13 protein-coding genes are annotated in these 18,523 nt (G+C 66.3%); 6 read left to right on the top strand and 7 right to left on the bottom strand.

Features of this window, described 5'->3' with window-relative positions:
• Nucleotides 1-18 precede the first annotated feature (18 nt).
• Nucleotides 19-2,373, top strand: a complete 2,355-nt coding sequence (locus FHS96_RS03115; RefSeq protein WP_429587881.1) for a glycoside hydrolase family 31 protein — start codon at nucleotides 19-21, stop codon at nucleotides 2,371-2,373.
• A gap of 300 nt (nucleotides 2,374-2,673) precedes the next feature.
• Here the strand turns inward: FHS96_RS03115 and FHS96_RS03110 are convergent, their stop codons facing one another.
• The 4 genes from FHS96_RS03110 to FHS96_RS03095 all read right to left on the bottom strand — a co-directional run bounded on the left by FHS96_RS03110 (nucleotide 2,674) and on the right by FHS96_RS03095 (nucleotide 8,125).
• Nucleotides 2,674-4,917, bottom strand: a complete 2,244-nt coding sequence (locus FHS96_RS03110; RefSeq protein WP_429587879.1) for a TonB-dependent receptor — start codon at nucleotides 4,915-4,917, stop codon at nucleotides 2,674-2,676.
• Between the two features lie 216 nt (nucleotides 4,918-5,133).
• On the bottom strand, nucleotides 5,134-5,970 hold the full coding sequence (kduI, locus tag FHS96_RS03105; protein WP_429587878.1) for a 5-dehydro-4-deoxy-D-glucuronate isomerase: 837 nt from the start codon (nucleotides 5,968-5,970) through the stop codon (nucleotides 5,134-5,136).
• A gap of 26 nt (nucleotides 5,971-5,996) precedes the next feature.
• On the bottom strand, nucleotides 5,997-7,151 hold the full coding sequence (locus FHS96_RS03100; protein WP_429587876.1) for a glycoside hydrolase family 88/105 protein: 1,155 nt from the start codon (nucleotides 7,149-7,151) through the stop codon (nucleotides 5,997-5,999).
• A 194-nt stretch (nucleotides 7,152-7,345) separates the two neighbouring features.
• Nucleotides 7,346-8,125: a FadR/GntR family transcriptional regulator gene (locus FHS96_RS03095; protein WP_429587874.1), complete on the bottom strand. Its 780-nt coding sequence runs from the start codon at nucleotides 8,123-8,125 to the stop codon at nucleotides 7,346-7,348.
• 88 nt (nucleotides 8,126-8,213) lie between these two features.
• On the opposite strand from FHS96_RS03095, the gene FHS96_RS03090 reads away from it, so the two are divergent.
• Genes FHS96_RS03090 through FHS96_RS03080 form a run of 3 tightly spaced genes read left to right on the top strand, consistent with a single transcriptional unit; the run spans nucleotide 8,214 to nucleotide 13,683 of the window.
• A complete protein-coding gene (locus tag FHS96_RS03090) occupies nucleotides 8,214-11,459 on the top strand; it encodes a glycoside hydrolase family 2 TIM barrel-domain containing protein (RefSeq protein WP_429587873.1) in 3,246 nt (1,081 codons plus the stop codon).
• Nucleotides 11,456-12,397 (top strand): DUF4861 family protein, encoded by a 942-nt coding sequence (locus FHS96_RS03085; protein ID WP_429587872.1) that lies wholly within the window; start codon nucleotides 11,456-11,458, stop codon nucleotides 12,395-12,397. The genes FHS96_RS03090 and FHS96_RS03085 overlap by 4 nt, the downstream gene beginning before the upstream one ends.
• A gap of 23 nt (nucleotides 12,398-12,420) precedes the next feature.
• Nucleotides 12,421-13,683 carry a DUF2264 domain-containing protein gene (locus FHS96_RS03080; RefSeq protein WP_429587871.1) on the top strand — a complete coding sequence of 421 codons (1,263 nt, stop codon included), beginning with the start codon at nucleotides 12,421-12,423 and terminating at the stop codon, nucleotides 13,681-13,683.
• Here the strand turns inward: FHS96_RS03080 and FHS96_RS03075 are convergent.
• Nucleotides 13,668-14,519: a helix-turn-helix transcriptional regulator gene (locus tag FHS96_RS03075; protein WP_429587870.1), complete on the bottom strand. Its 852-nt coding sequence runs from the start codon at nucleotides 14,517-14,519 to the stop codon at nucleotides 13,668-13,670. The two genes, FHS96_RS03080 and FHS96_RS03075, sit on opposite strands and share 16 nt — an antisense overlap.
• 90 nt (nucleotides 14,520-14,609) lie before the next feature.
• Between FHS96_RS03075 and FHS96_RS03070 the strand changes: the two genes are divergently transcribed.
• A complete protein-coding gene (locus tag FHS96_RS03070; protein WP_429587869.1) occupies nucleotides 14,610-15,515 on the top strand; it encodes an SDR family oxidoreductase in 906 nt (301 codons plus the stop codon).
• Here the strand turns inward: FHS96_RS03070 and FHS96_RS03065 are convergent.
• Nucleotides 15,493-16,251 carry an alpha/beta fold hydrolase gene (locus FHS96_RS03065; protein ID WP_429587868.1) on the bottom strand — a complete coding sequence of 253 codons (759 nt, stop codon included), beginning with the start codon at nucleotides 16,249-16,251 and terminating at the stop codon, nucleotides 15,493-15,495. The genes FHS96_RS03070 and FHS96_RS03065 overlap by 23 nt on opposite strands.
• A gap of 202 nt (nucleotides 16,252-16,453) precedes the next feature.
• Here FHS96_RS03065 and FHS96_RS03060 point away from each other — a divergent pair, with 202 nt between their 5' ends.
• Entirely contained in the window at nucleotides 16,454-17,743 is a 1,290-nt protein-coding gene (locus FHS96_RS03060; protein WP_429587867.1) for an MFS transporter, read from the top strand.
• 14 nt (nucleotides 17,744-17,757) lie between these two features.
• On the opposite strand, the gene hutC is transcribed toward FHS96_RS03060, so the two are convergent.
• Nucleotides 17,758-18,510 carry a histidine utilization transcriptional repressor HutC gene (gene hutC, locus FHS96_RS03055; protein ID WP_429587866.1) on the bottom strand — a complete coding sequence of 251 codons (753 nt, stop codon included), beginning with the start codon at nucleotides 18,508-18,510 and terminating at the stop codon, nucleotides 17,758-17,760.
• Nucleotides 18,511-18,523: the final 13 nt, after the last annotated feature.

Here is an 18,523-nt window from a genome sequence, read left to right as displayed (position 1 = left end):
CGCAACAGGAGGAAGACGATGATCGGCAAGGCAAAAGGCATGCGTGCGGCACTGCTGGCGGCGGGCGCCGCATGGCTCACGCTCGGCACGACGCAGGCGCTGGCGGAGCCGATGGCGATGCTCGATCGGCATGGCAGCCGCGTCGCGATCGAGCCCTATGCGCCCAACATCGTGCGCGTCACCATCTCGCTCGATCCCGCGCTGGCCACCGCCGCGCCCGGCCCCGGCCCCAACGCCAGGGCCGATGCCACCGGCTGGAGCCACCGTACCGACGCCAGCGGCGACGTTTTCACCTCCTCCGCGCTCTCGGTTGTGGTGGATGCCAAGCCCTGGCCCAAGGCGCCCAGCCAGATGGAGCGCTATTTCGCGCCGTCGCTGCCGCCGGTGTCGCTGTCCGTCAGCACCGCCGACGGCCGCCTGCTGACGAAGATGAACGGCTGGGAAATGGCGCCCCACACCGTAAACGGCGAGGAGACCTTCCGCGTCGGCGCCAGCTTCGCCGCGCCGCTCGACGAACATTATTACGGCCTCGGCCAGAACCAGGAGAGCCTGGGGCCGCTCGACCTGCGCGGCCGCACCATCGACTGCAAGCATTGGTATGATGCGCCGGCGGGCGAGACGGTGTGCGTGCCCTTCCTCGTCACCAACAAGGGCTATGGCATCGTCTGGGACAATCCGGCGCGCACGGTGGTGTCGCCGGGCCTCAACAACGGCACCCGCTGGCAGTCCGAAGTCGGCGAGCGCGTCTCCTTCTTCGTGATCGCCGGCGCCACCACCGACGAGATCTATGCCGGCTATGCGAAGCTCACCGGCGAAACCCCGCTGCCGCCCAAGGCCGCGTTCGGCCTCATCCAGAGCAAGGCGCGCTTCGAGAGCCAGCAGGAACTGCTCGGCATCGCCGAGGGCTATCGCAGCCGCAACTATCCGATCGACGTGATGGTGCTTGACTGGTTCTACTGGACGCGGATGGGCCAGCTCGACATCGACCGCACCTATTTTCCCGATCCCAAGGGCATGAACGACAAGCTCAAGGCGATGGGCATGCGCTCGATCATCAGCGTGTGGCCGCGCTTCGAGCGGGAATCGCGCTATTTCGACATGCTCGCCGCCAAGGGCTGGCTGCTTCAGCATGAGGATGGCAGTCCGGTCGACGGCCTGCCGGTGCGCTTCGACCGCGCCGGGGCGCTGCTCGACAGCACCAATCCCGAAGCGCGCGAGTGGTTCTGGGGCAAGATCCGCGACAATATCGCCAGCGAGGGCTTCGACTGGTTCTGGCTCGACGAGACCGAGCCGGATCTGGTGCCCGACGGCTATCATTATTCGGTCGGATCCGGCGACCGTTACCACAACCTCTTCCCGCTGGTGCACACCTCCAGCGTCGCCGAAGGCTCGGCGCGCGATCGGCCGGACCTGCGCAACCTGATCCTGTGCCGCGCCGCCTATCTCGGCACCCAGCGCAATGGCTGCGCCTTCTGGTCGTCAGACGTGCATTCGACGTGGGAGGCGCTGAAGCGGCAGGTGCCGACCGGCCTCAACTTCACCGCATCGGGCATGGCCTATTGGGGCAGCGACATCGGCGGCTGGCAATATCCCAGCGGCCCCAAGGCCGAACATCCGCTGCTCGTCGATCCCGCCGGCGCGACCGCGATGGACGCCGGCTATGCCGACTATCCCGAGCTGTTCGTGCGCTGGTTCCAGTACAGCGTGTTCACCCCCTCGCTGCGCATCCACGGCCAGCGCCCCGCCGCGGCGCTCTGGGAATATGGCACCGCCGCCGAGCCGATCCTCGCCAGCTATTTGCGGCTGCGCTACAGCCTGATGCCCTACATTTACGCGCTCGGCGCGCAGACGCATCGCACCGGCGCGCCGTTCATGCGTGCGCTGTTCATGGACTTCCCGAACGATCCCAAGGTCGCCGACATCGGCGATCAATATATGTTCGGCCCGGCCTTCCTCGTCGCCCCGGTCACCGACCAGGGGCGCACCAGTCGACCGGTCTATCTGCCGGCCGGCGCCGACTGGTACGATTACTGGACCAACAAGCGCTACACCGGCGGCCAGACTGTGGAGGTCGCCGCGCCGATCGACCGCATGCCGCTGTTCGTCCGCGCCGGATCGATCGTGCCGATGGGCGCGCAGGTGAAGAGCACCGCCGAACGCCAGGCGCTGGAGAGCATCCGCGTCTATCCGGGCCGCGACGCGCGCTTCACTCTCTATGACGATGACGGCACCACCAACGCCTATCGCAAGACCGGCGGCGCTAGCGCCGAACTGGTGTGGAACGATGCCAGCCGCACGCTCAGCGCGCGCGGCAAGCTGCCCACCGGTCAGAATGCGGCGCAGCTCGTTCGCATCGTCGACGCTGCGCAATAGGAAGACCCGGGATGCGGGCGTTCCGCTCCACGGCTATTTGCCGTGGAGCGGAAGGTCATTTCGAATGGACGCGCGGCTATGGCGAACGCTTCGGCATCCACCATGTCGACCGCAGGTCCCCTCAAGCACACACCCAAGCGGCGAAGCTATATCGTCGTTTACAAAGAGGATGAGACGCAAGTCAGGATCTTGCGTGTGCTTCACGCTGCGCAGCAATGGCCGCGCTGAGTTATTGACCAATCGCGCAGGCGACGCATGCCAAGACGTCGGAGGGGGCTCACCAACGAAGCCCCTCCCCCCTCAGAAATTTAACGTCGCCCGCACGCCGCCATAGCGCTCGAAATCGCGCGGGATATAGCTCTGCACCGCCTGAGCATTGCCCTGGTTGCCGAACGAATTGGTGACGTTGAAGAAATATTGCTTGTCGAACAGGTTGTTGACGAACGCGACGATCTCCCACTTGCGGTCCGGATCGCGGACGCCGGCGGACAGGTTCATGATCCCATAGCCCTTCTGGATGCTTTCGGGATCATTGTTGATGTTGAAGTTGATCTTGCTCTGATAGGTATAGGCGAACTGCAGCACGCCATCGAGGCTGTCGGTCAGTGACGGCGTATAGTCACCGTTCAACGTCAGCTTCCACTCGGGCGCCTGCGCGGGGCGGAAGCCCTTCAGGTCCTGCCGCGCCGGGCTGCCGGTGCAGCCCTGTGCCGCGGTCTGCCCCGGATAGCATTGCGCGAACGGGAAGGACCGGATCTTGGCGTCCGCATAGGTCACCCCGCCGCCGAAGTTCAGGTCCGGCGTGAAGCGTACCGATCCTTCCACCTCAATGCCTTGCGTGCGCAGCTTGCCGACATTGGCGAGGCGGAAATTGCTGGTGCCGTCGGACAGCGTTTCGATGCCCTGCGCCTGGAAATCGTCGAAGGTGGTGGTGAACAGGGTCGCGTTCAGCGTCACCCGGCGATCGAGGAACTGGGATTTGATGCCGAGCTGCCAATCCTCCGAATCCTCCGGCCGCACCGGCACCAATCGCGTCGCGTTGAAGCCGGTGCCGATGTCATAGGCCTCACCCTTGTGGCCGGTGGCATAGGTGAAGAAAGCCATCACGTCGGGCGCCAGCCGCTGCTGAATGCCCGCCTTGTAGGTCTCGTAGGACTCGGAACTGTCGCCCTCGAAGAAGGTCGCGGCGCGGCGATCGTCAAACGTCACGTCGATCTTGTTCTTGCCGATGCGCAGGCCGCCGATCAAAGTCGTGCCGTCGAGAATGTCATATTCGACCTGGCCGAAGCCGGCATATTGCTTGGTGCCGTTGGTGCCGTACCAGTCCGCCTGCGAGAAGAACGGCCCGCGGATGAAATCACGCGAGAGGTTGAGGTTCGAATAGAACAGGCCGAAAGTATAGCGGAACGCCGTGGCGCCCGGCGAGACCAGCCGGAATTCCTGCGAGAAGGTGTCGACGTCGAAGGTGCCGAACTGGCGGTTGTCGAGCGCTGCGATCGCGGATTCATCCTGGTCGAGGATGTCGAACTGCTTGAACTGATCCCACGCGGTGATCGACACCAGCGAGGCGAATCCGACATCCCATGAGACCTTCAGAGATTGAGAGAAATCGCTGTAGTCGGTGCCCGAGGTGACATCATTGACGACGTCGGTATTGTCCTCGCCGAAGGTCACGCCCGGCGCGAACACCGAGGGTCCATAGGCGGGGTTGCCACGCAGCCGCGCCGCGGGGGAAACCCGCGCGAAAGGCCGGCCGATCGTCGTGCTGCCGTCGATATAGCCCAACTGCGCGACCACGTTCAGCGTGTCGGTCGGATCCCACACCAGCTTGCCGCGCACCGAGAAGATCTCGCGCCCGTTGATCTTGTCGCCGTTGAACAGGTTGCGGACATTGCCTTCGAACTTGTTGTAGTTCGCGCTGACGCGGAAGCCGAGCGTCGGCGTCAGCGGGCCGGACAACGCAGCGTTGACGCCATATTCCTCGTCGGTCGTGACGATGCCGCCGATCCGGCCGCTCAGCGTCGACGATGGCCCCTGCGTCACGATGTTGACCAGGCCGGCGGAGGCGGCGCGGCCATAGAGCGTGCTCTGCGGCCCACGCAGCACCTCGATCCGCTCGATGTCCGACAGGTCAGCGAAGGCGCGCGCGAGGAACTGCACCGGCACATCGTCGATCTGCACCGCAACGCTAGGTTCGACGCTGGGCGAGAAGGCGAAGGTGCCGATGCCGCGGATGGAAATCGACGCGTTGACCGGATGTTCGGCAGGCCGGATCAGCAGCGACGGTGCCGCGCGGGTGAGCTCGGAAAATTCGCGAATACCCTGGGATTCCAGCGCCTCGCCGCCGATCACCTGCACCGCCAGTGGGATATCCTGAACCCGCTCCTCGCGCTTCTGCGCGGTGACGACGATATCGCCGTCGGTGGACGAAGGCTGGTCGGCGGCCGGCGCGGCCTGCTGCGCATGCGCCTGGCCGGTCGCGGCCCAGGCCAGCCCGGCAGCGATCAAGACGCGCGACAAGGCAGTACCATGACGGAATTTCATAAATCCTCCCCAATTCATGCTGTGCAAGCGAGTCTTCCGACTTCTGTGGATCGAGATTTAGCGGATTTGATCGGAATGACAAGAGTTATATGACAAATATTTCGCCAATTAAGGACCTCTTTGAGGTGGAATACGACATTGGTATGATAACAAAAAGCCCCCTCCCGCACTTCACGGGAAAGGGCCGCTTGCCATCCTTCCTGCCTGCCCAGCCCCTCAACAAAGCTGGCAAATATCCTTCACATCCATGTCGTTATAATCCAGATTTTCCCCCGCCATCGCCCAGATGAAGCTATAGGCGCGCGTGCCGGAGCCCATGTGAACCGACCAGGGCGGGGAGATCACGACATCCTCATTGCCCATCACGATGTGGCGCAGCGCGTCGGGCTTGCCCATGTAGTGGAAGACGCGGTCATCCTCCTGCAGGTCGAAATAGAGATAGATTTCCGAGCGCCGCTCATGGACGTGCGGCGGCATCGTGTTCCAAACGCTGCCCGGCTCAAGGATGGTCATACCTAGGCAGATCGAGGCGCTTTCGCAGGTATGCGGCAGGATCAACTGGTAGATCTTGCGCGCGTTGGAGGTGGCGAGTTCACCGCGCTCCATCGGCACCACTTCCGACAAGGTCAGCTTGCGCAGCGGGAAGGCGCGATGCGCTGGCACGCTCAGCAGATAATAGCGCGCACCCTCACCCGAAAAGCGCACGTCGGCCGAGCCCATCGGAACGTAGAGCGCGTCGCGCGGGGCTAGGTCGAAACGCTCGCCATCCACCTCGACCACGCCGGCGCCGCCGCCGATATTGACCATCGCCAGTTCGCGCCGTTCCAGCAGCGGATGCCCCGCCGCGCTTTCGGGTTCGGTCTGCGCCGGCAGCACCAGCGCCCCCGCCCCCGGCACCGCACCGCCGATGATGAAGCGCTCGCCATGCGAATAGGTCAGCACCAGTTCGCCGTCGCGGAACAGCCCGCTGACCAGATGGCGGTCACGCAGATCTTCGTTCGACGCCCCGTCCATCATGTCCGGATGCGTCGCGTAATAGGTCTTTTCGAACAAGGCTGTTCCCCCGGGGAAGTTGAGCGTCAAAGCGCGGCGATGGCGGTGGCGGCGAGCAGGAAGGCGCCGGTGCCATAATATTGCGTGTCGGCGGCTTCGACCTTTTCGGGCCGGTCGCTCACCTGCTGTACCCAGCCCAGGCGGCCATCGGGCTGCACCGCTCTGGTCAACGCATCCCAGCCGCGCCGTGCGACCGGCTCATAGGTTGCCCGGTCGAGAAGGCCGGCCTCGATCCCCCAGGCGATGCCATAGGTGTAGAAGCCGGTGCCGCTCGATTCCGGCGGAGAATTCTCGGGCGCGAGCAGCGACGGCGCCCAATAACCGTCCGGCTTCTGCACTGCGCGGATGCGCGCGGCCATCTCGAGGAACAGCGCCTCCATGCGCACGCGATCCGGGCTGCCCTTCTCAAGCAGCGGGATGATCCGCGGCATGCTGGCGAACACCCAGCCATTGCCGCGGCTCCAGAACTGCTTGCGCGCCTTCTCGTCGCGCCGCTCGAAGAAGCGGCTGTCGCGGTAGAACAGTCGCTCGGCCGGGTCGTAGAGGAAGTCGGTGGTCGCCCAGAACTCGCGCAGCGCGTAATCCTGATAGCGGCGGTCTCCGGTCTGGCGGGAAAGCTCGACCATCGCCGGCGGCGCCATGAACAACGCATCGCACCAGCACCAGCGCTTCAAGCATTCGGTATCGTTATAGCCGGAGGGCGGCTGGTAGAAGGCCAAGGTTACGCGCGGCGGATTGGCGACGATATAGTCGAACGCCTTGCGGGTCGGCGCGATGGCCGCATTGCCGGCGCCTTTCTTCGCCGCCCACAAATAGCTCTGGGTGATCACGAGGTCGTCGGCGTGGAAGGGGCGGCTGGCCGGCAGCCACTGGTTCTTCGCGCCCATGTCGAAGATCGCCTTGCGAATGTCCGGCGCCTTGCCCGCATCCGCCAGCGCGGTCATGCCGATCCAGAACACCGCCTGCTCCCAGGCGCGGGGGTTGCGCGTCTCGCTGGTTGCGCGCGCGACCTGCTTCGCGCCCTCCATATGCTGCAGCTGCCAGCGCGCTAGGTCTCGTGCGATGGCGATCGGATCGCGCTGGCTGGCCGCCGCCGTCTTGGCGGGCGCCTGCGCTGGGGCGGGCGCGGCCAGGCCGAGCAATGGCAACGCAGTCAGGGCAACGATCCTACGCAACATCATGCCGGCTCCTCAATCAGACGGTCTGGCCGGAACAGGTGCGAAGAAGGTGGAGGCACGCCCCGCCCCGAAAAATCGGGGCGAAGCTGCGCGACCGAAGTCCTCGATCCGGAATCCCTCTCCACGGCCGATCCATGGCCATGGGAAGTTATCCTACAAGTTTAGGCGCAGCGGTCAATCACCTTGCGCCGCACCCTTCAAGACTGGACATCGCGCACGCGTACTCGTGCGCTCAAGGTCGAGTGGCGGGTCAGGCTTTCCTGCATGTGGCGCCGCGCCGCCTCGCGCGCCTTGGCCGCATCCATCCGGACGATGGCGTCGACAATCGCCTCATGCTCATCCTGCACGCGATCGGCATAGGCCTGATGCGCAGCCGCCGGCTGGTCACGCAGATAGAGGTTGCGCGGCGGGACCAGCCGCAACCCGAGAAAATCGACGAAGCGGACAAAATAGTCATTCTGGCTGGCGCGGGCGATGGCGAGGTGAAAGGCCGAATCGGCCTTGGCCGCAGCGGCGGGATCATCACGCCGCTCCCTCATATCGAACAGCGCCTGCTGGATCGCCCCGATATCCGCCGTCGTCCGGCGCGACGCGGCGAGCCCTGCCATCTCGGTCTCCACCGCCAGCCGCATCTCGAGCAGCTTGATGACGTCGGCCAGTTCGGCGAGTTCATCGCGCGTCACCTGGAACGCGCGCAGTTCGGGTGCATCGGCGACATAGACGCCCGAGCCCTGGCGGGAGATCGTCAACCCCTGGGCCGCCAGCCGCGCCACCGCCTCGCGGACTACGGTGCGGCTCACATTTTCGCTGAGCGCGATTTCCTTCTGCGTCGGCAGCCGGCTGCCCGGCGCCAGTTCGCCCGAACGGATGCGCGCCTCGATCCGGCCGTACAGCGCATCCGTCAGCGACGATTGCCGCACAACTTCCTCTCCCGTCCCCATATCGCCGCCTCCAGCCCCGCCAGCGCGACTTGTCATATCAATCTCCATTGGCTAGGTGCGATTTAACACCAATGGCAGAGCCAAGTCGATCCGGCGAACGGGCCGGATAAGGAAGGGGATCGCGATGCATCTTTCGGCCCGGATCAGTCTGCTCGCGTTGCTTGCCACGGCTTCAGGCGCTGCGCTGGCGCAATCCGCGGGGCCGGCGATGGCGCCGATCCTCCATCCGCAGGTTGATCCCGCCCGCCCCGACTGGGAAAACCCTGCGGTGTTCGCGATCGGCAAGGAACCCGCGCGCGCCACCGGCTTCCCTTTCGAAAGCCGCGCAAAGGCGATCGAGGGCCATCGCACCAAGTCCGATCGCTTCCTCTCGCTCAACGGCGCATGGAAGTTTTCCTTCTCGCCCAGCGCGGATGCACTGCCCGCCGGGTTCGAAAAGCCTGGCTTCGACGTCTCGGCCTGGAAGGAGATCAAGGTTCCGGCGGACTGGCAGGCCGAGGGCTATGACCAGCCCCGCTTCAACAACATCACCTACCCCTTCCCCGCCAACCGCCCGTTGATCCCGCACGCGACCAATCCGGTCGGCTCCTACCGCCGCGATGTGGACGTGCCAGCGAACTGGTCGGGATCGGACGTGATCCTTCACATTGGCGCGGCGGGCTCGGCCTATTATGTCTGGGTCAATGGCGAGCGCGTCGGCTACTCGGAAGACAGCAAGCTGCCTTCGGAGTTCGACGTCACGCGCTTCGTGAAGCCGGGCAGGAATGTCGTCGCGATCCAGATCTTCCGCTGGTCCGACGGCAGCTATCTGGAGGATCAGGATTTCTGGCGCGTCTCGGGGATCGAGCGCGAAGTGTTCCTGATGGCGGCACCGAAGACGCGGATCCGCGACTTTTTCGTCCATGCTGGGCTCGACGAGGCCTATCGCAACGGCGAACTCGCGGTCGATGTCGCGGTCACCGGCGCCGCCGGCGCGACGTCCGCGCGCGCGGTTCTGCTCGATGGCGACAGGCAAGTCATGGCGCTCTCCGCATCGGTTCCGGCCGGCAGGGATGAGCGCAAGGCGCTGCTGCGCGGCACCGTGCGCGATGTGAAGCCGTGGACCGCCGAGACGCCCAATCTCTACCTGCTGCTGGTCGAACTCTATGATGCGAAGGGCGCGGTCATCCAGTCGACCTGGAGCCGCATCGGCTTCCGGACCGTCGCGATCCGTGACGGGCTGGTCAGCGTCAACGGAAAGCCGATCACGATCCGTGGCGTAAACCGCCACGAACATGACCCCGAGACCTTCCATGTCATCTCGCTGGAGAGCATGGAGCGCGACATCCAGCTGATGAAGCGCGCCAACGTCAACGCGCTGCGCACCTCGCACTACCCCAACGACCCGCGGCTCTACGAACTCGCCGACCGCTACGGCCTCTACGTGATGGACGAGGCCAATATCGAGAGCCATTTCTACATGGACTGGGCCAACAAGCGGCCCGAGCTGCGCGCGCAATATCAGATCGGCTTCGATCCCGCGTGGGAAGCGGCGCATGTCAGCCGCGTCACCAACATGATCGAGCGGGACAAGAACCATCCGTCGATCATCTTCTGGTCGCTCGGCAACGAAGCGGGCATCGGCCAGGCGTTCGTCAAGGCCGCCGCCGCCGCGAAGGCGCGCGATCCGGACCGGCTCGTTTCCTATCTCGGTTGGGGCACCTTCCCGGACGCGCCCGACCACCGCACCAACGACTATGCCGACATCTACGCACCGATGTATGACAGCGCCGCGCGCATGGCAGACTATGCGACCAACTGGAACCACCGCCAGCCGATGATCCAGTGCGAATATGCCCATGTGCAGGGCAATTCCGGCGGCAATCTCAAGGATTATTGGGACACGATCTACGCCCACCCCCACAAGCTGCAGGGCGGCTTCGTGTGGGACTGGGTAGACCAGTCGATGTATCGCTATACCAAGGACGGGCGGCGTTACTGGGGCACTGGTGGCGAATATGGACCCAATCCGGGCGGCGACATCGAATTCGGTGACGGGCTCTATCAGCCCGATCGCACGCCGAACCCGCATCTGTTCGAGCTGCGCAAGGTCTATGCGCCGGTGCAGTTCACCGGCTTCGATGCCGCGAGCGGCATGCTGACCGTCGTCAACCGCCACGACTTCATCGACCTTTCCGGCCTCGATCTCGGGATCGAGGTGCTGGAGGACGGCGTGCCCGTGGCCAGCGCTGCGCTGCCGCACCTGAAGACGCCGGCCCATGCGCAGGAAAAGCTGCGCCTCCCCCTCCCCGCCTTCACCCGCAAGGCCGGCGCCGAATATGTGCTGACGGTGAGCGCGCGGGCCAAGGCGGGGACCATCCCGGGGGTAGAAGGCGGCACGCTGATCGGCTGGGAACAGTTCGCGCTGGGCCGGGAAGCGGCGCCGGCCATCACCGTGGACGGCAGGGCCGCTCTGTCGGACAAGGGCGGCAAGCTCACCCTCACCGCCGGCGGGGCCGAACTGGTGATCGACCGCAAGACCGGGCTGGTCGATGGCTACACCGCGAAGGGCCGGCTGCTGCTGCAGGGCGGCGCCCCCAATTTCTACCGCGCGCTGATCGACAACGACATCGGCACCGGTGTCGGCAAGAGCCATGAGGTGTGGAAGCGCGCGTCAGAGGCGCGGGTCGTCGAGGGCATCGAGGCGAAGCGGCTCGACGATGGCGGCGCTGAAGTCACCGTGCGCTATGCGGTCGGCGATGGCGCCGCGCGCTTCGTCTCGCGCTACCGCATGGCTGGCGACGGCCGGGTGACGGTTTCGGGCGATTTCACGCCGCTCGCCGAAAAGCTGCCCGATCCGCTGCGCATCGGCCTCGCCTTCACCATGCCGGAAGCGATCGACACGCTCGAATGGTATGGCCGCGGCCCGCACGAAACCTACCAGGATCGCGCCACCGGCGCGCCCATCGGGCTATGGCGCGGGCGCATCGCCGACCAGAACCATGATTATATGCGGCCGCAGGAAACTGGCAACAAGGTGGACGTGCGTTGGATGGAACTGCTTCAGCGCGGCGTCGGCGGCGTGCGCATCGATGGCGCCGTGCCGCTGTCGATGAACGCGCTCGCCTTCCCGTATGAGGATCTGTCGCGCCGTCCGCCGGGCACGCGCCGGTCCACCGACATCGTACCGCACGATCATGTCTCGCTGATGGTCGATGCCGTGCAGGCCGGCGTCGGCGGCGACAACAGCTGGGATCAGGGCGGACGGCCGCTTAAGCACTATCGCGTCCCCGTCGCGCCGCTCAGCTACAGCTTCACGCTGACGCCGTTCGATGGAGACGGCACCACCCCCGACCGCGCCAGGCCGGCTGCCGCTGGAGAACTGCAATGACCATGCGTTTCGCGCTGCCCCTGCTTGCACTCTCCCTCGCCGCTTCGGCGCCCGCGCAAGCCCCCGCCGGAGAAGCCCGCCTGCCGCCGGTCGACAAGCCGCTTCCCCCCGCGACGGACAAGACGCCGCGCGCCGCGGTGATCATCGCCGACTATCGCTATGACGACCTGCTGTGGGAGAATGATCGCACCGCCCACCGCATTTATGGCCATGCGCTGCAGGCGGTCGAGCCGCCCTCGGGCTCGGGCATCGACAGTTGGGGCAAGCATGTGCGCTGGCCCTATATGGACCGGCAGCTCCGCACCGGTGACCAGCATGGCTATCATGGCGAGGGCATGGACTTCTACAATGTCGGCGGCGGGCGCGGTGCCGGCGGGCTCGGCATCTGGTTCGACGACAAATTATGGACCTCGCGCAACTATCGCGCTCACCGCATCCTCAAGAACGGGCCGGACGCCGCGGATTTCGAGGTCGATTATGCGCCCTGGCCGGTCGATGTCGACCGCAAGGTCTGGGAAACGCGGCGCTTCACCTTGCCGCTTGGCACTCATTTCACCCGCATGGTCTCGACGATCGGCTCAAGCAGCCGCGAACCGCTGATCGTCGGCATCGGCATCGGCAAGAAGACCACGGGCGACGGCGGGGACGTGACCGTCGATCGCGCGCGCGGGCTGCTCTCCTGGTGGGGGCCCAATGATCCCCACCATGGCCGCATGGCGATCGCGCTGCGTGTCGATCCTGCGGCGATCGTCGACATCAAGCAGGATGCGGACAACCATCTCGTGCTGGTGCGGGTGACGCCGGGCGAGCCCTTCGTCTATTATTCGGGCTCCGCCTGGAGCCTCGGCGAAGGCGGCTTCCGCGATCGTGCTTCATGGGATCGCTACGCCGCCGAACAGAAGCTCGATTTCGCGCCGCCCGCCGCCGCGGCGCGCTGATTTTCCCGCCCAGGAGACCGTCGATGGACCGTCGTCACTTCCTTGGTTCCGCGCTCGCCGCCGGCGCGCTCGTTCCCGCCGCCCAGGCTGCATCGGCTGCCGCCCCCGCTCCGCGCGCCGGCGCGAAGGATGATCGCACCTATATGGTCGATCTGCTGCGGCAGATGGCGGTGCCGATCCTCGGACCGATGTCGCAGGGCCGACTGCAGGCCGAATTCAAGCCCGAACTCAGCCCCACCTGGGACGGACGCGATCCCAAGGTTTCCTATCTGGAGGCGTTCGGCCGGCTGATCTCGGGCATCGCGCCCTGGCTGGCGCTGCCCGACGATGCGACGCCCGAGGGCCGGCTGCGCGCGACGCTGCGCCAGCAGGCACTCGCCAGCTATGCCCATTCGGTCGATCCGCAGAGCCCCGACTATCTGGCCTGGAAGGTCTATGGGCAGCCGCTGGTCGATTCCGCCTATTTCACCAACGCCTTCCTGCGCGCGCCCAAGCAATTGTGGGAGCCGCTGGACGCGACCACGAAGAAGCGCGTGGTCGAGGAGATCAAGGGGCTCCGCAAGGTCTCGCCGCCCTATACCAACTGGCTGCTGTTCGCGGCGATGAACGAGGCCTTCCTGCTCTCGATCGGCGAGGATTGGGATCCGGTGCGGATCGATCTGGCGGTGCGCAAGGTCAATGAATGGTATGTGGGCGATGGCTGGTACGCCGACGGTCCCCGCTTCCATTTCGATCATTACGGATCCTATGTGATCCATCCGATGCTGGTCGAGATTCTGGAGGTGCTCGCGGCGACGGGCGCGAAGTTCAACAGCCTCGATGCCGAGGCGCTGCTCGAACAGGCCTATAAACGGATGCAGCGCTATGGCGAGCATCTGGAGCGGCTGATCGGGCCCGATGGCGCCTATGCGCCGATCGGCCGGTCGCTCACCTATCGCACCGCCGTGTTCCAGCCGCTCGGGCTGCTGGCGTGGCGGAAGCGCCTGCCTGCTTCGCTGCCCGAGGCGCAAGTGCGCGCGGCGACGCTCGCCGCGCAGCGCGCGGTGTTCCGCCACCCGTCCAACTTCAACGATCGGGGCTATCTGACGATCGGCTTCACCGGCCATCAGCCAAAGCTGGGCGACTGGTATTCGAACGCCGGCAGCATGTATATCGCCTCCGAAAGCCTGATCGCGCTCGGGCTTTCCGCCAGCGACAGCTATTGGACGGCACCCGCGCAACCCTGGACAAGCAAGAAGGCGTTTGCGGGCGAAGAATTCCCCAAGGACTACTACGTCGAGTATTGATCGCCGGCGCCACCGCGCGCAGAGATGAGCGCGCGGATGGCATTCGCCGTCTCTTGCGTCGCCGGGTTGTGGACGACCATGCCCAGATCGGGCCGGCCGTCGACTGCGAAGGCCGAGAATTCCAGTTCGACCAGTCCGAGTTCGGGGTGACGCAGCCGCTTCGCGCCCTCGCCCTGCCCCACGACATCATTCTCGCGCCAGAGCGCCGCGAATTCGGGGCTGGTTTGCGACAGTTCCTCCACGAGGTGCGTCGTTTCCGCGCCGGCGCGCGCGGCGTCCGCCCGGAACGCCGCGACGACATAGCGCGCGACGCCAAGCCAATCGTCCTGCGCCTCGCGCACCCGTGCACTGCCGAAGATCAGCCGCAAGACGTTGCGCTGCTCGCGCGGCAGGCTGCCATAATCGGTCAGCATGATCGCCGCAGCGCGGTTCCACGCCACCACATCCCAGGTGGCGGTCTTGATGATCGCGGGGCTGATCGGCAGCGCGTCCAGCACGCGCTGCAGCCGCGGCGTCACCCCGTCGCTGCCGCGATAGCGCGTCTCGGGCGGGCGGCCGAGGCCGAGCAGGAAAAGATGCTCGCGCTCCGGATCCGTGAGCATCAGTCCTGCCGCGAGCCGGTCCAGCACGTCGGCCGAGGGCGCGCCGCCTCGCCCCTGTTCCAGCCAGGTGTACCAGGTCGGGCTGATATTGGCGCGCTGGGCGACTTCCTCACGGCGCAGCCCCGGCGTGCGCCGCCGCCCGCCCGCAAAGCCCAGCGCAGCGGGGTCGAGCCGCGCGCGCCGGTCCCTCAGGAAACTGCCGAGGCTGGGCGCGCCATCGTGTCGGATCGTCATCCTGTTGCTCATTATACCATGATAAGATCACTACTTTAACAGGATCGATTGCGATGCGACAGGCGCCTTCGACATCATCGGAGACTGTTCATGCGCATCTTCCTGACCGGCGCGACCGGCTTCATCGGATCCCATCTCGTGCCCGAACTGCTGGGCGCGGGGCATGAGGTGCTCGGGCTGACCCGTTCGGATGCCGGAGCGCAGGCGCTGGTCGCGGCGGGCGCCGCGGTGCATCACGGCGACCTCGCCGATCCCGATACGCTCGCAGCGGGCGCGGCGCTCGCCGACGCGGTGATCCACACCGCCTTCGACCATGACTTCACCGATTTCGCCGCCAATTGCGCGAAGGACGAACGGGCGATCCGCGCGCTGGCGGCGCCGCTCGCCGGCACCGGCCGGCCGCTGGTCATCACCTCGGGCATCGGCATGGGCATCGCGGCGCCCGGCATACCCGCCACCGAGGATGTGTTCGACGCCGCGCATCCCAATCCACGTGCGTTGACCGAAATCGCGGGCGCGGCGGCGCTGGCCGAAGGCGTCAATGTGTCGGTCGTGCGGCTGCCGCAGGTCCACGACACCGTGAAGCAGGGGCTGATCACCTATTATGTGGCGATGGTGCGCGCGAAGGGCCTCGCACCCTATGTCGGCAATGGCGGCAATCGCTGGTCCGCCGCGCATATCTGCGATGTCGCGCGGCTCTATCGGCTCGCGGTAGAGGCGGGCACGGCCGGCGCGCGCTACCATGCGGTAGCCGAGGAGGGCGTGCCCTTCCGCTCGATCGCCGAGACCGTCGCCGCCGGCATCGGCGTGCCAGCCGTCTCTGTGCCGCCCGAACAGGCGGCGGAGCATTTCGGCTGGCTGGCGCTGTTCGCCGCGCAGGATCTGAGCGCATCGAGCGCCCTCACCCGCGCGCGGCTGGGCTGGCAGCCGACCGGGCCCGGGCTGATCGCGGATCTCGAGCGGATGGATTATATCACGGCACGTCAGCAGTCCTGATGAACGCGGCAACGTCCTGCGGGTGCGCCAGCATCACCGCATGGCTGCTGCTGATCTCCACCGTCTTCGCACCGGCGCGCTTCGCCATGCCGCGCTGCGCCGAAGGCGGGATCATATGATCCTGCGTCGTCACCATGAAATGCGTCGGCTTGGTTTTCCAGGCGACGCGGGTGATCTTGGTCTGCACCGCCTCCAGCCCCCACGGCACCTGCGCCGCGGCCATGAAGCGCGTCACCTTCGGGTCGACCTCGGCGGCGAAGGCGGCGGGGAACTTGGCGGGATCGGTGATCAGATAGCCGTCCTTGGGCGGCAACAGCGGCGCCTTGCTCTCGCCCGGCGGCGCCGGCTGCTCGGCCAGCGACAGGACCGATTCCCCCGCCGCCGGCGCGAAGGCGGCAATATAGGCGAGGCTCTTCACCTTGGGGTTGTCCCCAGCCTCGGTGATCACCGCCCCGCCATAGGAATGGCCGACCAGCACCACCGGATGCTTCGCCATCGCGATCACCCGCTCGGTCGCAGCGACATCGCCCGCGAGCGTGACCGTAGGGTTCTGCACGACCAGCACCTCATAGCCGTCGGCCGAGAGGAGGTCGTAAACCGCCTGCCACCCCGATCCGTCGACGAAGGCACCATGGACGAGGACGATCGACACCGGCTTTTCGGTTTCGGCGGCGGCGACGGTTGGGCTGACGACGGCGAGCATGGCCGCGGCGAGCGCGGATGCGGTGCGGATCATGGCATCTTTCCCTTCCTGCTGAACGGAGGCGCCCAGCATAGCGCGTGGCGGGGCTCAGCCGGGTGAATAGGGGTAAAATCCGGTGCATTGCGGGGGCGTTCAGGGGATCGAATCACGCGATTTTACCAGCTTTAACCCCGCCCCTCCCCTCCAGCCTGTACCGTTCCGGCCATGCGCGCGCCCAGCGCCCGGGAGACCGCCCTTGAAGCTGCCGCATGATGGCGATCGCGACATCCGCACCGACCTGAGCCCGCTCAACCCGCTCGGCCGCGCCTATAAGCCGCAGTGCGAGGCGGTGAAGCTGCATTGTTCCGACGCCGCCCAGCAGCGCAACCGCAGCCGCACATTGTTCGCCCTGGCGCTCGGCAGCTTCTGCATCGGCACCTCCGAGTTCGCGAGCATGGGCATCATCCAGCTCTTCTCGGCCAGCCTCGGCATCACCATCCCGCAGGCGACCAACGCGATCACCGCCTATGCCTTCGGCGTGATCATCGGCGCGCCGCTCGTCACGCTCGCCGCGGCGCGGCTCAACCGGCGCACGGTGCTGCTCGGGCTGATGGCGCTGTTCATCGTCGGCAACCTGCTGTCCGCCGCGGTATCCGATCTAGGGCTGCTGATGGTCGCGCGCTTCATCGCCGGGCTGCCGCAGGGCGCCTATTTTGGCGCGGGCGCGGTCGTCGCCTCCTACATCGTCGGGCCCGGCCATTCGGGCAAGGCGTTCGCGATCGTGATGGCGGGGCTGACCGTCGCGACGATCTTCGGATCCCCGCTCGCCACCATCCTCGGCCAGACACTGGGCTGGCGCGAAACCTATGTCGCGGTGGCCGCGCTCGCCGGCTTCGCGCTGCTCGCCATCCATTTGTGGGTGCCGCGCAGCGCCGCGCTGGACGGCAGCCCGGTGATGCAGGAACTGAGCGCGCTGCGCAAACCCGCGGTCTGGGGGGTGATGCTGGTCGCCGCGATCGGCGTCGCCAGCATCTTCGCGGTCTACACCTTCATCGGCCCGCTGGTGACCGACACCGCGGGGCGCACCCCCGCCATGATCCCGTTTGCGCTCGGGCTGTTCGGCCTCGGCATGACCGCGGGCAATCTGTTCGGCGGGCGGCTGGCGGATGGCAGCCCGGTGCGGGGCATCGTCATCGGCTTCGGCTGCGCGCTCCTCGTCCTCGCCATCCTCGCGGTGGGCGGCTCCAATATCTGGATCCTGCTGCCGGCGATGTTCGGCGTGGGGGCGACGATGATGACGGCGATCCCGACCATCCAGGTACGCCTCACCCGGCTCGCGCCTGAGGCACCGTCACTGATGGGCGCGATGATCCTCGCCGCGCTCAACGTTGCCAATGCGGTCGGTGCCTGGGCGGGCAGCATCGCGATCGGCGCCGGGCTGGGGCTTCTCGCCGCCGTCTGGGCGGGCTTCGCGCTCACGCTGGCGGGCCTGCTGATCTTCGGCCTCACCTTGCTCGACAGTCGCAGCCGGCCATTGCCGGCGTAAGCACCCCTGGTCGCTCAGCCGTCGCCTTCGGGCCCCACATTGGAGACGAAGCGCGCGGTCAGGTCGAAATTGTCGCCGTTGAAGGTCAGGCGGACATAGGTGATCGATTCCTTCTCCCGCCACGTCCAGCGCTGCAGCACGAGGCAGGGCTTGTCCGCCTTCACACCCAGCGACTTCGCCTTCTCCCCCGCCGCCACCGCGGTGATGCGATGCTCGGCCTCGGTCCATGGCACGTGCGACAGCAGCCAGCTTCCCGGCGGCGTTTCCGAGAAATCGACCTCGGCCGCCTGCGGCACCGCGGCCAGATTGATGAAGCGCTCCTCCAGCGCATAGGGCAGCCCGTCCGCCAGATGGAGGCAGCGGATCGCCAGCAATTGACCGCTGGCGGGCAACCGCATCATCTCCCCGGTCTCGTCGTCGACCGCCTGGACGAGGCTGCTCAGCAGATGGAGGCGATAGACGTGCCCCCGCCGCTCGATCTCCTCGCGCAGATCGGGGATCTGCAGCGCCGCCATGTGGATGCGCGGCCGCGTCACGAACGAGCCGCGCCGGCGCTGGCGGGAGATCAGCCCGGCGGCGGCGAGGCTCGACAGCGCCTTGTTCACGGTCATCCGTGAACACTCATACTGCGCCATCAGTTCGTGTTCGAACGGGATGCGATCGCCGGGCTTGAGCGCGCCCGACATGATCTGCGTCTCGATCGCATTGCGGATGGTCTGGTACAGCGGCCGGGTTTCGGGGGCCGCGCGCTTCTTCTCGATCAACACGCATCTCCCACGG

The organism is Sphingomonas zeicaulis (assembly GCF_050433225.1).
GTDB classification, from domain to species: Bacteria; Pseudomonadota; Alphaproteobacteria; order Sphingomonadales; family Sphingomonadaceae; genus Sphingomonas_D; species Sphingomonas_D zeicaulis.
The sequence above is the reverse complement of the archived record's forward strand: the minus strand, read 5'-3'. Positions and strand labels throughout refer to the sequence as shown.